Annotated in this window: 16 protein-coding genes; 11 read left to right on the plus strand and 5 right to left on the minus strand. The window is 66.3% G+C overall.

The window, feature by feature from the left end; genetic code table 11:
• The first annotated feature begins 41 nt into the window (after nucleotides 1-41).
• The 4 genes from ABZ827_RS00110 (at nucleotide 42) to ABZ827_RS00125 (ending at nucleotide 2499) form a co-directional block, all read left to right on the plus strand.
• Nucleotides 42-215, plus strand: a complete 174-nt coding sequence (locus ABZ827_RS00110; RefSeq protein ID WP_030521672.1) for a hypothetical protein — start codon at nucleotides 42-44, stop codon at nucleotides 213-215.
• A gap of 95 nt (nucleotides 216-310) precedes the next feature.
• Nucleotides 311-1027 (plus strand): PIG-L deacetylase family protein, encoded by a 717-nt coding sequence (locus tag ABZ827_RS00115; RefSeq protein ID WP_357234311.1) that lies wholly within the window; start codon nucleotides 311-313, stop codon nucleotides 1025-1027.
• Between the two features lie 70 nt (nucleotides 1028-1097).
• Nucleotides 1098-2261, plus strand: a complete 1164-nt coding sequence (locus ABZ827_RS00120; protein ID WP_357230460.1) for a nucleotide disphospho-sugar-binding domain-containing protein — start codon at nucleotides 1098-1100, stop codon at nucleotides 2259-2261.
• 43 nt (nucleotides 2262-2304) lie between these two features.
• Nucleotides 2305-2499, plus strand: coding sequence for a DUF3046 domain-containing protein (locus tag ABZ827_RS00125; protein ID WP_357230463.1), 195 nt, complete (start codon nucleotides 2305-2307; stop codon nucleotides 2497-2499).
• Between the two features lie 21 nt (nucleotides 2500-2520).
• Here ABZ827_RS00125 and ABZ827_RS00130 read toward each other — a convergent pair whose 3' ends face one another.
• Nucleotides 2521-3033, minus strand: coding sequence for a CGNR zinc finger domain-containing protein (locus tag ABZ827_RS00130; RefSeq protein ID WP_357230466.1), 513 nt, complete (start codon nucleotides 3031-3033; stop codon nucleotides 2521-2523).
• A gap of 150 nt (nucleotides 3034-3183) precedes the next feature.
• On the opposite strand from ABZ827_RS00130, the gene ABZ827_RS00135 reads away from it, so the two are divergent.
• The 5 genes from ABZ827_RS00135 to ABZ827_RS00155 all read left to right on the plus strand — a co-directional run bounded on the left by ABZ827_RS00135 (nucleotide 3184) and on the right by ABZ827_RS00155 (nucleotide 7336).
• Nucleotides 3184-3645, plus strand: coding sequence for a VOC family protein (locus ABZ827_RS00135; protein ID WP_357230469.1), 462 nt, complete (start codon nucleotides 3184-3186; stop codon nucleotides 3643-3645).
• 22 nt (nucleotides 3646-3667) lie between these two features.
• Nucleotides 3668-4546 carry a pyridoxamine 5'-phosphate oxidase family protein gene (locus ABZ827_RS00140; RefSeq protein WP_357230472.1) on the plus strand — a complete coding sequence of 293 codons (879 nt, stop codon included), beginning with the start codon at nucleotides 3668-3670 and terminating at the stop codon, nucleotides 4544-4546.
• 244 nt (nucleotides 4547-4790) lie between these two features.
• Nucleotides 4791-5831: a recombinase RecA gene (gene recA / locus ABZ827_RS00145; protein WP_357230475.1), complete on the plus strand. Its 1041-nt coding sequence runs from the start codon at nucleotides 4791-4793 to the stop codon at nucleotides 5829-5831.
• Nucleotides 5832-5913: 82 nt separating this feature from the next.
• A complete protein-coding gene (gene recX, locus ABZ827_RS00150; RefSeq protein ID WP_357234314.1) occupies nucleotides 5914-6561 on the plus strand; it encodes a recombination regulator RecX in 648 nt (215 codons plus the stop codon).
• Between the two features lie 112 nt (nucleotides 6562-6673).
• Complete coding sequence (locus ABZ827_RS00155) at nucleotides 6674-7336, plus strand: class I SAM-dependent methyltransferase (RefSeq protein WP_357230478.1); 663 nt, start codon at nucleotides 6674-6676, stop codon at nucleotides 7334-7336.
• Nucleotides 7337-7432: 96 nt separating this feature from the next.
• On the opposite strand, the gene ABZ827_RS00160 is transcribed toward ABZ827_RS00155, so the two are convergent.
• The 4 genes from ABZ827_RS00160 to ABZ827_RS00175 all read right to left on the minus strand — a co-directional run bounded on the left by ABZ827_RS00160 (nucleotide 7433) and on the right by ABZ827_RS00175 (nucleotide 10801).
• On the minus strand, nucleotides 7433-8323 hold the full coding sequence (locus ABZ827_RS00160) for an amino acid ABC transporter permease (RefSeq protein WP_357230481.1): 891 nt from the start codon (nucleotides 8321-8323) through the stop codon (nucleotides 7433-7435).
• 58 nt (nucleotides 8324-8381) lie between these two features.
• A complete protein-coding gene (locus ABZ827_RS00165) occupies nucleotides 8382-9011 on the minus strand; it encodes an amino acid ABC transporter permease (protein ID WP_357234317.1) in 630 nt (209 codons plus the stop codon).
• A 133-nt stretch (nucleotides 9012-9144) separates the two neighbouring features.
• Nucleotides 9145-9981, minus strand: a complete 837-nt coding sequence (locus tag ABZ827_RS00170) for a glutamate ABC transporter substrate-binding protein (protein ID WP_357230484.1) — start codon at nucleotides 9979-9981, stop codon at nucleotides 9145-9147.
• Between the two features lie 91 nt (nucleotides 9982-10072).
• On the minus strand, nucleotides 10073-10801 hold the full coding sequence (locus ABZ827_RS00175; protein WP_357234320.1) for an amino acid ABC transporter ATP-binding protein: 729 nt from the start codon (nucleotides 10799-10801) through the stop codon (nucleotides 10073-10075).
• Nucleotides 10802-11477: 676 nt separating this feature from the next.
• Between ABZ827_RS00175 and miaB the strand changes: the two genes are divergently transcribed.
• Together miaB and ABZ827_RS00185 are read left to right on the plus strand one after the other, a co-directional pair.
• Nucleotides 11478-13031: a tRNA (N6-isopentenyl adenosine(37)-C2)-methylthiotransferase MiaB gene (miaB, locus tag ABZ827_RS00180; RefSeq protein WP_357230487.1), complete on the plus strand. Its 1554-nt coding sequence runs from the start codon at nucleotides 11478-11480 to the stop codon at nucleotides 13029-13031.
• A complete protein-coding gene (locus ABZ827_RS00185) occupies nucleotides 13028-13729 on the plus strand; it encodes a hypothetical protein (RefSeq protein ID WP_357230490.1) in 702 nt (233 codons plus the stop codon). Before miaB ends, ABZ827_RS00185 begins: the two co-directional genes overlap by 4 nt.
• Nucleotides 13730-13767 lie beyond the last annotated feature (38 nt).

Raw genomic sequence — 13767 nt, forward strand, 5'->3', positions numbered from 1 at the left:
AGTGCCATGCTCGAAGCAGGAGACAACCGCTGGGAGGCAAGATGCTGTGGAAGATCATCGGCGTGGTGGCCGTCGTATGGATCGCGCTGGCGGTGATCGGCGCGCTGATCAAGGGGCTGTTCCCGATCCTGGTGATCAGTGCCGTGGTATTCGGTCTGTACCTGCTGTACAAGGCGATCTCGGGATCGGACGACAATTCCGTCACCAAGGTCTGACCGGGCCACAGGGCTCTGGGCCGGATGTCCCCCGACGCGGGATATCCGGCCTTTCGTTTTCCTACCCCGGCCGCCACTATGAATGGATGACGACCATCCCGCACCTTCCCGAGGACTGGCAGCGCGCACTGGTGATCGTCGCCCATCCCGACGATATCGAGTACGGGGTGGCCGCGGCCGTCGCGCGCTGGACGAACGCGGGCAAAAGCGTCGACTACTTGCTGGTGACCTCGGGAGAAGCCGGTATCGCGGGGATGCCCCCGAGGGAAGCGGGACCCCTGCGCGAAGCCGAGGAACGAGCGTCGGCAGCGGTGGTCGGCGTACACGATATCGAGTTCCTCGGCTATCCGGACGGCCGGATCGAGGCAAGCCCGGACCTGCGACGGGATCTGGCGGCCGCTATTCGGCGTCACCGCCCGGATCTCGTGGTGCTGGGCCATTTCGGGCCCACCTGGGCACCCGGTGTCGTCAACACCGCCGACCACCGGGCGGTGGGCCGGGCCGGCCTGGACGCTGTCTCCGATGCCGGCAACGAGTGGATATTCCCCGAGATCGCGGATCTGCCGCCGTGGACCGCGCGCTGGGCAGCCGTCGCGGTCCCCAGCGGCGCCACCCACGCCGTGGATGTCACTGCCACCATCGAGGCAGCTGAGGAGTCTCTGGCCGCGCACCGCCGCTACCTCGAGGTCTTGAACCCGCGGGAACCGGTCGCCGACCAGGCACGGGCCGTGGTGACCATGACCACCGCCCCGATCGCCGGATTCCCCGCCCCCCGCGCCGTCGGCTTCGAACTCTTCACCTTCACCGGCTGACCCACGGCCCGCACCCGGCCAGAGGGGGCCGAAACCCGCGTGCCGAAGGTGCGCCAATAAGCTCGAGCACATGCGAGTAGCAGTCGTCGCCGGTCCCGACCCGGGTCATGCGTTCCCCGCTATCGCGTTGTGCCTGCGTTTTCTGGAGGCCGGTGACGATCCCGTTCTTTTCACCGGGCCGCGCTGGTTCGATGCCGCGCGGGCGGCCGGGATCGGGGTGCGCCGGCTGAAGGGTCTGGCGCCGCGGGCAATGGACGACGATGCCGACGCCGGTGCGCGGATCCATCAACGCGCCGCGTATATCTCCACCGAGATCCTGCCCGAACTCGGCGCCATGTTGCCCGAATTGGTTGTCTCGGATGTGCTCACGGCGGGCGGCGGTATGGCCGCCGAACGACTGCGCGTGCCCTGGGTGGAATTGTCCCCGCATCCGCTGTATCTCCCGTCGAAAGGGTTGCCGCCCATCGGAAGCGGTCTCGCGCCGGGTACCGGGATGCGCGGTCGGATGCGGGACGAGGTGCTGCGTGTCTTCACGGCCCGGGCGCTGCGGACCGGTAGGCGGCAGCGCGAACTGGCCAGGGTCGGTGTGGGTTTGCCCGCGGCCGATCCGGGGCCGGCGGCCCGGCTCATCGCGACACTGCCCGCGCTGGAGGTGCCCCGGCCGGATTGGCCCGCGGAGGCCGAACTGATCGGCCCACTGCTGTGGGAACCCACCGACCGGTGCCTGGAACTACCGCCCGGTGACGATCCGCTGGTGGTCGTGGCACCTTCCACCGCCCATACCGGGGTCGCGGGAATGGCGGAAACCGTACTGGCCGCGCTGGACGGTGCGGGTGTGCGGGTGGCCATCTCGATGCTCGACGAACCACCGCATCCACTGCCGGAATGGGCTACGGCGGGCCTCGGCCGGCAGGACGAACTTCTGCGACACGCGGCTGTGGTGGTCGGTGGCGGCGGGCACGGACTGCTCGCGAAAGCGCTGTCGGCCGGTGTGCCCGTGGTGACTGTGCCGGGCGGTGGCGACCAGTGGGAACTGGCCAATCGCGCCGTCCGTCAGGGCTCGTCGCTGCTGGTCCGTCCGCTCACCGCGGAGGCGGTCCGGGCAGCGGTACTGCGGGTACTGGCCGAACCCGGTTTCACGGATGCGGCTCGCGGCGCCGCCGCCGGTCTCGCCGGGTCGGCCGATCCTGTGCAGGTCTGTCATCGGGTTCTCGACTCGGTACGGGCGCACTGACCGAGCCGCACCCGTCCGTTCCGGGGCGAGTATGTTGTGCACGGTGCGGTTGACGGAATTCCAGGAACTCTTGCACACCGAATTCGGCGAGGCCAGGGGCGACACCCTGCTCAGCGATCACGTCATCCTGACGCTGGGCAGTCGGACGGGGTCCGCTGCCATCGAAGCCGGTGTGGATCCCCGTGAGGTCTGGCGTGCGTTGTGCGCCGAATTCGACGTCCCGCGCTCGCGGTGGTGAACGAACTCCACTGCGGGGCAATCATGTCCTGCGGGCGTGGTATCGCGCTGCTTTCGCACGGTTGCCGCAGGTAGTCATGGAATGCCACCGTCGGGTGCCGTTCTTGGATGTGTCGTAGAAGAACAATATGCAGTCGGCATGGGCGCACCGGCGGATCCGGGCGGGCGCTTCGGCGAGCAGGGTCAGCAGGTTGTCCGCGGCCAGCCATCCGGGTCGCCAGGCCGGGTCGTCGATTTCGGGGGTTGCGGCCGGGCCGCTCTCGGTGAGGTGCCGGCGGATCCGTCCACGGTCGAGTACTTCGTTGAGAGCGTCGCGCGATCCGTGTACCACGGCGTCGTAGATCGCGGTGCGGGTCGTCAGCACGGCGTCGAGCATGCGCTGGTTCGCGGGCGCACCGCTCAGGCCGGCCGAGTCCAGCCAGATCTCCAAACCTGATACATCGGTGAGCAGATCACGGGGGCCGTGGTCCATCCACCGTGTATTCAGCAAGTCCAGAGCCGGCGGTTCTCCGAGATGCGGGCGTGGATCGAGCATGCCTGAGGGTAACGGTCTCCTTGCCTTGGGCCGGGCAGTTACCACCATGCTAACCGTCTATTTGTATTTCAGTGGTTGACGCCGGGGTATCGTCCCTATAGGTTTTAACTATTCAAATACTTTGAACAGTTAGACGCAGGAGGGTGTCGCATGGTTGCAACTACCGAATCGGGTCTCGTCACCGGGCATATCGGACTGAACGTCTCCGAACTGGATCGCTCGGTGGCGTTCTATCGGGACATCCTCGGCTTCGAACAACTCGCCACCGGGGCCGACGACGGACGGAAATGGGCTTTCCTGGGTGCGGACGGGGCGCTGGTGCTCACCCTGTGGCAGCAGAGCGCGGGCCACTTCCCGGTGGACCGGCCCGGACTACACCACCTCTCCTTCCAGGTGCCCTCGATCGACCGGGTGCGCGAGATGGAGGCGGCGCTCGCCGCGCACGCAGTCACTTTCCTGTACGACGGCGTGGTCGCCCACGGAGAAGGTGTGGCCTCCGGTGGCATCTTCTTCACCGACCCGGACGGGATCCGGCTCGAGGTCTACGCTCCGGGTGGCGCCGAATCTGCGCCCGCGCCGAGCGGTGCGGCGCCGACCTGCGGGTTCTTCTGAGGACAAGGCGAAGTGCTGCCAGATGAATGTCTTCCATCGGGGTGAGCTGACCGTCCAGGGCCGGTCGGGGCAGGAAATAATCGCCGAAAAGGTCGGGCGCACGATCCATACCACTGTTCCTGATGCCGCCGCTGGATTCCTGGCCGAACAGCCGATGATTGTGATCGCCGGGGCCGATCGCGCGGGCCGGTTGTGGGTCACGCGGCTGACAGGGCCGCCGGGTTTCATCCGAGTCCTCGACAGCCGGACACTCGAACTCGAGGCGGTTCCGGGAGCGGGTGACCCGCTGGCGCCACCGTCCGGGCCCTGGCCCCTCGGGCTCATCGCGATTCAACCGGACCGCCGCAGGCGGATGCGGGCGAACGGTACGGCACGGCTCGCCGGCCGTTGTTTGCGAATAACAGTCGACCAGGTCTATTCGAACTGTCCGAAGTACATCTCACGTCGGCATATCGTCTCCACGCCCGGCTGGACTCCCCTCGGCTCCGGAGTTCATCGCGGTATCGAACTGAATGCGCGTCAGCGTGCCGCTGTGGGCGCGGCCGACGCTTTCTTCGTCGGCAGTGCGGACGAGTCGGGCCGGGCCGATGCCTCTCACCGTGGTGGAAATCCCGGCTTTCTGGAGGTCCGCTCGTCCACCCGGTTGTACTGGCCGGAGTATCCCGGCAACTCGATGTTCATGACACTCGGCAATCTCGCGCTCGAGCCCCACTGTGGCCTGCTGATCCCGGACTGGGCCACCGGGGGCATGCTCCAGCTCACGGGAAGGGCCGAGACGGCGTGGCCGGCTCAGCGGGGCATGGCACCCGCCGGAGTCGAATTCACGGTGCAGGAGGTGGTCGAGCACCCGAGTGGCCCGCTGCGCTGGACTCCACCCGAGCTATCACCCGTCAACCCCTGAAAGGACACGCGATATGAGACCGCCTCTGCCTCCGTTCGACGCCGTGACCGCTGCCGGCTGGGGGATATGACATCGTTGCCGCAGTGGTAGGCGAGTAAGGGGCGGGCACCGGCGACGCGCGGATGAGTAGCTTGACTCGAACACTTGTTCGTCTAGGCTGATGCCCGGAACTTGTCGGTGCCGCCCTCTACTGTGGGCGCCAACCACACCACCTACCTACCACCCGGTGAAAAGGGGAGTCACGATGGCGCCACAGCCCTACGACCGCGACAAAGCGCTCGAACTCGCGCTCGCGCAGGTCGAGAAGAGTTTCGGCAAGGGGGCGGTGATGCGTCTCGGGGAGGAGGCCCGTCAGCCCGTCTCCGTCATTCCGACCGGTTCCATCGCATTGGATGTCGCGCTGGGGATCGGTGGTCTGCCGCGCGGCCGGATCGTGGAGGTCTACGGTCCGGAATCCTCCGGTAAATCCACCCTCGCGCTGCACGCCGTCGCCAACGCTCAGGCCGCCGGTGGTGTCGCGGCCTTCATCGACGCCGAACACGCTCTGGACCCCGATTACGCCGCCAAACTCGGAGTCGATACCGACGCCCTGCTGGTCTCGCAGCCGGATACCGGTGAACAGGCTCTGGAAATCGCCGATATGCTGATCCGCTCCGGGGCCATCGATATCATCGTCATCGACTCGGTGGCCGCCCTGGTACCGCGTGCCGAAATCGAAGGCGAAATGGGCGATAGTCACGTCGGCCTGCAGGCCCGCCTGATGAGTCAGGCGCTGCGCAAGATGACCAGCGCATTGAACAACTCCGGCACCACCGCGATTTTCATCAACCAGCTGCGGGAAAAAATCGGCGTGATGTTCGGATCCCCCGAAACGACCACCGGTGGTAAGGCGTTGAAGTTCTATGCCTCGGTCCGGCTGGATATACGTCGGATCGAGACGCTGAAGGACGGTAGTGACGCCGTGGGTAACCGCACCCGCGTGAAAGTGGTGAAGAACAAGGTCAGCCCGCCTTTCAAACAGGCCGAGTTCGATATTCTGTACGGTCACGGAATTTCGAAGGAAGGCTCGCTGATCGATATGGGGGTGGAGCACGGGTTCATCCGTAAATCCGGTTCCTGGTACACCTACGAAGGTGATCAGCTCGGGCAGGGCAAGGAGAACGCGCGGAAATTCCTGCTGGAGAATATCGATATCCGGGACGAGGTCGAGAAGAAGATCAAGGAAAAGCTGGGGATCGGCGCGGATGTGACCGCTGTGGAGGAGGAGACTCCGGCCGATTTCTGATCCGATGAACCAGCGCTCCACGTCCGGTGGCCCGGGCGTATCCGACCCGGTGGCGGAGGTGCGCCGCCGGTTGGACGAGATTCTGGCGGCCGGCGGGCGGTCCACCGGCTCCGGCCCGGAACACCGACCGGACGAGTCCCCTTCGCGGCGGGCTCGTTCGGCGGGTTCCGGAAAGACCGGGCAGCAACAAGGTGCCGGTGATCTCGGCGGCGAGGTGCCGGCCGGGTCGGTCGAACAGGCGAAAGAAGCGTGTCTGCGGCTGCTCGCGGTTCGTGCCCGCAGCCGGGCCGAACTCGCGCAACGATTGTCCGCCAAGGGCTTCGCGCCCGATGTCGCCGATCAGGTTCTCGACCGTTTGGCCGAGGTGGGCCTGATCGATGATGCCGAATTCGCGCGGCAGTGGGTGCGGCAGCGGCACCGGATTTCCGGGAAGGGGCGGCGGGCGCTCGCGCAGGAGTTGCGGCGCAAGGGTGTCGAGTCCGAGGAGGCCGCGGCCGCGCTCGAGGACGTCACCGACGACGACGAGTACGATCGGGCAGCCGATCTGGTGCGCCGCAAACTGCGCACTCTGCCCGCGAATCTGGACCGGGAGAAGGCCATGCGGCGGCTGGTCGGGATGCTGGCCCGCCGCGGCTACGGTCATTCCGTAGCGTACTCGGTGGTCAAGGCCGAATGGGACACGAGCGTCGCCGCTTCCGGTATCGAGGATCCCGACGCGCCGCTCGACTGAGCAGGTCGCGAGGTACGGCAGCCGGTATCGATCGCGGGTCGCAGGCGTACGCCCGTGCGGCCGGTGTCGGAGCCTGCTGGTGAGATCGGGGCCGACAAGAGAGGATGCATCGGTGCGATTGCCTCGGATGCTGTTGTCTCGCCTGCACCGGTTCAACGACCGGCATCCGTGGAGCCATAACGACCACTACAGCGGCTGGGTCGCCGACCGGGTGGCGGAATCCGGAGCTCGTCACGTGCTGGATGTCGGATGCGGTACGGGGAACCTCATCGCGTGCCTCCGCGGCCGGGCGACCACTGTTACCGGGCTGGAACGCGACCCCGCGACTGTCCGAGTCGCGGCACAGCGCTTCGCCGACGACCCCGTGGTGGCCATAGTTCCGACCGATTTCGGGGGACGTGATCCGCAACGGCGATGGGACGCCATCACCCTGGTTGCTGTCCTGCACCACCTACCCCTGGAGCCCACCTTGCGTGAGCTGCGCGGCAGTCTGACCCCGGGCGGGCGACTCGTGGTCGTCGGCTGCTATCGGGAGGCCGGGCCTATCGATGTGCTCGCTGCCTTACCTTCCGTCGTTGCCGGTCCGATTATCGGAATGATCAAACACCCGGCCCGCGCGAGTGTGCCGCCGCCGCATATGCGAGCACCCACCGCCGATCCGAAGGAGACCTTGGCCGATATCCGGGCCGCCGTAGTGCGGGAGCTGCCCGGTGCCCGGGTCCGCCGTCGTCTGTTCTGGCGATACACCCTGGTCTACGACGCTCCCGGTGGGTGAGGCGGTGATTCCGCGGGATAGCCGGCCGGGAGATGTCCGCTGAGTGGAGCCGAGCGGTGGATTTTTTCCGGGGCCGACACCGCCCGACCCATTCGGCTACTTGGTGATATCCACCCCGGGGGCGGCATCGGTGATGATGGAGTCGGCGGCGACCACCGCGCCACCGCGTTTGCGGCGACCGGACCGCAGCCGTTTCTCCAACTGGGTGGCGATCGTCGAGAGCAGAACGTTCAGCACGATCATGATGATCGCGACAACGATCAGCGCGGGAATGGTATTCGATTCCGCGGCGCCGAGCTGCTGAGCACTGCGGACGACCTCTTCGTAGGTGATCACATAGCCGAGCGCGGAATCTTTCAGGGCCACCACCATCTGCGAGACCAGCGCCGGCAGCATCGCGGTGATCGCCTGCGGGAGCAGGATAAGCCGCATCAGCTGCCCTTTGCGCAGGCCCAGGGCGACGCCGGCCTCGGACTGTCCCTTGGGCAGCGAGAGGATTCCGGCGCGCACGATCTCGGCGATGACCGATCCGTTGTAGATGGTCAGTGCCGTGACCACCGCGCCCAGTGCCAAGTACTCGGAGTCGAATACGTCGTACTCCGAGTACAGGGCGAACAGGAAGATCATCAGGATCAGCACCGGGATGGCCCGGGCGATTTCGACGATCGTACCCGCGGTCCAGCGCAGCCACCGGTGGTCGGAGAGCCGGGCGATACCGAAGACCATGCCGATCACCAGGGCGAAGACAATCGACAGGACGGCGGCGACCACGGTGCCTTCCAGGCCGGGCAGGATATAGGTGCTCCACACCGCACTGTCGAGGAACGGCTCCCATTTCTCGGCCGTGAACTGGCCCTGGTCGGCGAAACCGCGATAGACGAACCATCCCGCGGCGATCACCGCCGCGAGCACGACGAGTGAGTAGACGATATTGCGGATCCGGGCGACCGGGCCCGGGGCGTCGTAGAGGACGGATGCCTTACTCATCGTCGAGCCTCCCTCGAAACAGCGTGATGCGGCCGGCGGAGGCCACAGTGAAGGCGCATCATCGGGCCACCTCGAATCGTTTGGCCAGATGCCCGAACAGCAGACCGGCCGGCAGCGTCAGGATCACGAAACCGAGGGTGAAGATGAAGCCGATGGTCAGCAGTGCCGCCTCGGTTTCGATCATGTTCTTCATCAGGAAGGAGGCCTCGGCCACACTGATCGCCGAGGCGACCGTGGTGTTCTTGGTCAGTGCGATGAAGACGCTACCCAGAGGTGCGATCACCGACCGGAAAGCCTGCGGCAGCACGACTATCCGCAGGTTCTGCAGGAAGGTCAGGCCGAGCGAGCGACCGGCCTCGGACTGGCCCAGCGGCACCGTATTGATACCGGCGCGCAGCGATTCGCAGACGAAGGCCGCCGTGTACACGCTCAGCCCGATGACCGCCCAGCGGAAATTGTTGTCGGCCAGCGACGTGGGACCCTCTGACGCCAGGTTCATTCCGAGCGTGGAGTACAGGCCCAGCGAGCAGAACACCAGAATGAGGGTGAGCGGGGTATTGCGGAACACGGTCACATAAGCGGTGCCGACCCAGCGGGCCACCGGCACCGGGGAGACCCGCATACCGGCGATGAGCGTCCCCAGTATCAGCGATCCGACCGTGGACAGCACGGTCAGTTTGATGGTCATCCAGAATGCTTCGAGCAGCTGTGTGTCGTATTCCGAGATCAAGTCGAACACGGTGGTTACGCGCCTCCGATCGGCGGGAAAGGCCAGGACCGGAGGGCCGGACCGGATCCGGCCCGACCCTCCGGTTCAGTGATCAGTACCGGTCCACCGCCGGTGGCTGCGGGGTTTCGTAGCTGGCGGCCTTACCGACCGACTCCTGGAATGCGGTATCCCAGGCACCCGAGCTGATCATCTCCTCGATGGCGTCGTTGATCTTGTCGCGCGTTTCCTTGTCACCCTTCTTCACACCGATCCCGTAGTTCTCGGTGGTGAACTTCTCACCGACAACCTTGTATTTGCCGGGCGACTGCGAGGCGTAGCCGGCGAGGATGATGTCGTCGGTGGTCACCGCCGCCACCGCGCCGCTGTTCAGGCCTTCCAGGCACAACGAATAGGTGTCGTAGGTCTGCAACTGCGTATCGGGGTACTTCTTCTGGATGTTCTGGGCCGGAGTGGATCCGGTCACCGAGCACACTGTCTTACCGGCGAGACTGTCCGGGCCGGTGATCTCTTTGTTGTCCTCGCGTACCAGCAGGCTCTGCCCGGCGACGTAGTACGGACCGGCGAAATCGACCTTTTCCTTGCGCGCATCGTTGATCGAATAGGTGGCGACCACGAAATCGACCTGGCCGTTCTCGATCAGCGTTTCGCGCTGCGCGGAGGGGGCTTCCTTGAAGGTGATCGCGTCGGGCTGCACACCGAGTTTGGAGGCCACATATTTGGCGACTTCGACATCGAAGCCGCTGTAGGTACCGTCGGTATTGCGCAGTCCCAGCCCGGGCTGGTCGTACTTGATGCCGATGGTGAGCTTGCCCTCCTGGGCGCTTTCCAAGGCGGTCTGGTCGCTGCCGCCACCACAGCCGGCGGTGGCGGCGGTCACGGCCACGGCGACCGCCCCGACCGCGAGGCGGAATGCTCGGTTGATCCTCATCGGTTTCCTTCTCTCATCTTCTCGATGGTGCTGTGCCCTCGCGCCGTGCGCGCCGTATCGCCGCGCCGTGCCCGCGTCCGCCGGTGAACTGTCAGTGGCTCAGAATCTTGCCCAGGAAATCCTTGGCGCGATCGGACTTCGGCGCGCTGAAGAATGTTTCCGGTTCGGCGTCCTCCACGACCTGGCCGTCGGCCATGAACAGCACCCGGTCGCCGGCACGGCGGGCGAATCCCATCTCGTGGGTGACGACCAGCATCGTCATCCCCTCTTTCGCGAGTGAGACCATCACATCGAGCACCTCGTTGACCATTTCCGGGTCGAGTGCCGAGGTGGGTTCGTCGAACAGCATCACCTTGGGGTTCATCGCCAGGGCACGGGCGATCGCGACGCGCTGTTGCTGACCACCGGACAATTGAGCCGGGTATTTATCGGCCTGATCGGCGATACCGACGCGTTTCAGCAATTCCATCGCCCGCGTACGGGCATCGTCTTTTTTGGCCTTACGAACCTTCATCGGCGCGAGCATGACGTTTTCCACGATCGTCTTGTGCGCGAAAAGGTTGAAGGACTGGAAGACCATGCCGACATCGGCCCGCAGCGCGGCCAGGCCGCGCCCTTCTGCGGGCAGCGATACCCCGTCGACCTGGATCTGCCCGGAATCGATCGGTTCCAGCCTGTTGATAGTCCGGCACAATGTCGATTTTCCGGAACCGGAGGGGCCGAGCACGATCACGACCTGCCCACGGGGCACCTCGAGATTGATATCGCGTAGCACGTGCAGGGCGCCGAAGTGCTTGTCGACAGCGCGTAGGGAGATCATCGGCGGCGCGGCGGTATCGCCCGCCGTACCGGGCGCGTCGGCGTCGGTGGCGTCGGTCATGCAGATGACCTTAAGCCGAATTTCCGGATTTGCGAGCCTTTCCGTGACACACCCGGACGCCACACCGATCCGACATTCGCCTTTTACCCAGCCGTAATCCCTTGTAATCCTTTCGGTCAGTACCGATTTGCCCGATCGCGCACCGGCCCGCGGCCGATACCCGACCGGTGTGCTCGATCAGGGCGGGCGCCGTCCGGATGCGCCCCCACCCCGTTACCCCATGCGATCAGTCCACCTTGGTGGAGACAAGCCCGAACCCACGCGCCGAAACACAACCAACCACAGTGACCACCTTTGACCCGCAAGATCCGCCCTCAGCCTCTCGAACCTCTCGGCCGAACTCACCCGCCGCCGCCAGGCGCGCTTGATCCACCTACCGCCAGTCTGCCCGCATGCGATCCACCTCGTTTCCCGCATGCGACCGGTCAGCCTTGGTGGTTCGGGGCCCGTCTCGTTCTGGAGCGACCAGAGGGAGGGAGCGCAGCGACCGACCGGCGGGAGTGAAGAACGAGACCAAGGGGGCCCCGAACCCGCGACGCCGGAGGCGGCGCCAAAAACACAGCCCCCCGCGACGCCGCAGGCGGCGCCAAAAAACACAGCCCGTACCCTGGTAGCCGTGGATTCGATCGGACAAGCAGTGCTTCCCACCCGGGTCGAGCCGGCGGGTAGCCGCAGTTACGAGGTCCGCACCTTCGGTTGCCAGATGAACGTACACGATTCCGAACGCTTGTCCGGCCTGTTGGAGGATGCGGGCTACACCAAGGCCGCGCCCGGCGCGACGGCCGACCTCGTGGTCTTCAACACCTGCGCGGTACGGGAGAACGCCGATAACAAGCTGTACGGCACACTCGGTCACCTCGCGCCGGTGAAGGCGTCCCGGCCGGGTATGCAGATCGCTGTCGGCGGCTGTCTGGCCCAGAAGGACCGGGATACCGTGGTGCGCAAGGCGCCCTGGGTGGATGTGGTGTTCGGCACTCATAACCTCGGTGCGTTGCCGGTATTGCTGGAGCGTGCTCGCCACAACGATGAAGCCCAGGTGGAGATCCTGGAGTCGCTCGAGGCCTTTCCGTCGACCCTGCCCGCGCGGCGGGAGTCCGCGTACGCGGGATGGGTGTCCATCTCCGTCGGCTGCAACAACACCTGCACCTTCTGCATCGTGCCGTCGCTGCGCGGGAAGGAAGTCGACCGGCGTCCCGGTGATGTCCTGGCCGAGGTGCAGGCACTGGTCGATCAGGGAGTCGCCGAGGTCACCCTGCTCGGGCAGAACGTCAACGCCTACGGTGCCTCCTTCGCCGATCCGGAACAGCCCCGGGATCGGGGCGCGTTCGCGAAACTGCTGCGGGCGTGCGGGGGGATCGAGGGGTTGGAGCGGGTGCGGTTCACCTCCCCGCATCCCGCCGAATTCACCGACGATGTGATCGAGGCGATGGCCGAGACCCCGAATGTATGCCCGCAGCTGCATATGCCCCTGCAGTCGGGGTCGGATCGGGTGCTGAAAGCGATGCGGCGCTCGTACCGGCAGGCCCGCTTCCTGGGGATCATCGATAAAGTGCGGGCGGCGATGCCACATGCCGCGATCACCACCGATATCATCGTCGGCTTCCCGGGCGAGACCGAAGAGGACTTCCAGCAGACCCTCGAGGTGGTCCGCCGGGCCCGATTCACCAGCGCCTTCACCTTCCAGTATTCGCCGCGGCCGGGGACACCGGCGGCGGAGATGGCCGATCAGGTGCCCAAACAGGTGGTGCAGGAGCGTTACGACCGCCTCATAGCGCTGCAGGAGCAGGTCTGCCTGGAGGCCAACCGCGACCTGATCGGTACCGAGGTGGAGCTGCTGGTGGCCGCCGGGGCCGGGAAGAAGAACGCGGCCACCGCCCGGATGAGCGGGCGCGCCCGCGACGGCCGGCTGGTGCATTTCCGGCCCGACGGCGCCGGCGAGGAGATCCGGCCCGGCGATGTGGTGACCGTCGAGGTGACCGGAGCGGCACCGCATCACCTGGTCGCCGACAGCGGGGTCCGCACTCACCGGCGGACGAGGGCCGGCGACGCTCATCAGGCCGGGATCACGCCCAAGACCGCCCCGATCGGTGTGGGGCTCGGATTGCCGCGGATCGGCGCTCCGGAACCGGAACCGGCCAGCTCGGGGTGCGCCTCCGGGTGCGGAGTATGACCGTGCCGGGTGAAGGCGACCGGGATCCCGCGGACCGGTCGGACGACGGGTCCGAGGCCGACCCGGCGCAGCCGCCGGCAGGGAGAGACGAATCAGCCGATGGAAACGAGGAACCAGTGAACCCGGCCGAGACCACGGAGAAATTCGAGGAGTTCCGCGACGATCTGGACGCGGTGGAGCGCCGGATCGCGGGGGAGATCGATCCCGGGGTGCGTGCCATGGTTGTGGCGGTCGCGGTGTTCGTTCTGCTGCTGTCGCTGGTGTTGCCGCATGCCGGCACTGCGCGTGGGTTCGATGTGTTGCTGGGCTCCGAAGCGGCAGGTTTCGAGCACATCGGTCTGCCGTCGCGGGTATTCGTCTGGTTCGTGCTGGTCTTCGGGATCGGGTTCTCGCTGCTGGCGCTGATGACCCGGCGCTGGGCGCTGGCGTGGCTCGCGGTGGCCGGTTCGGCGATCGCGAGTGCGTTCGGTGTCTTCTCGATCTGGCATCGGCAGACGCCGGGTATCGACAACTACATGGGAGCGGGCCCGGGAATCGGCCTGATCGTCGGGACGGTCGCGATCATGGTGCTCACCTTCCACTGGGTGAAGGTCGTGTGGAGCCGTACCGCGGTGCAACTGGCCGCCGAGGAACAGCGGCGGGTCGCGGCGGCACGTGAAGAGGAGCGGCAGCGGCGCCGGCGGTTCGGCGAGGGCTGATGCCGGAGCGCGGAGCGGTCCGCCGCGCTCGCGCCGCG

The organism is Nocardia sp. NPDC019395, from assembly GCF_040632335.1.
Classification (GTDB): domain Bacteria; phylum Actinomycetota; class Actinomycetes; order Mycobacteriales; family Mycobacteriaceae; genus Nocardia.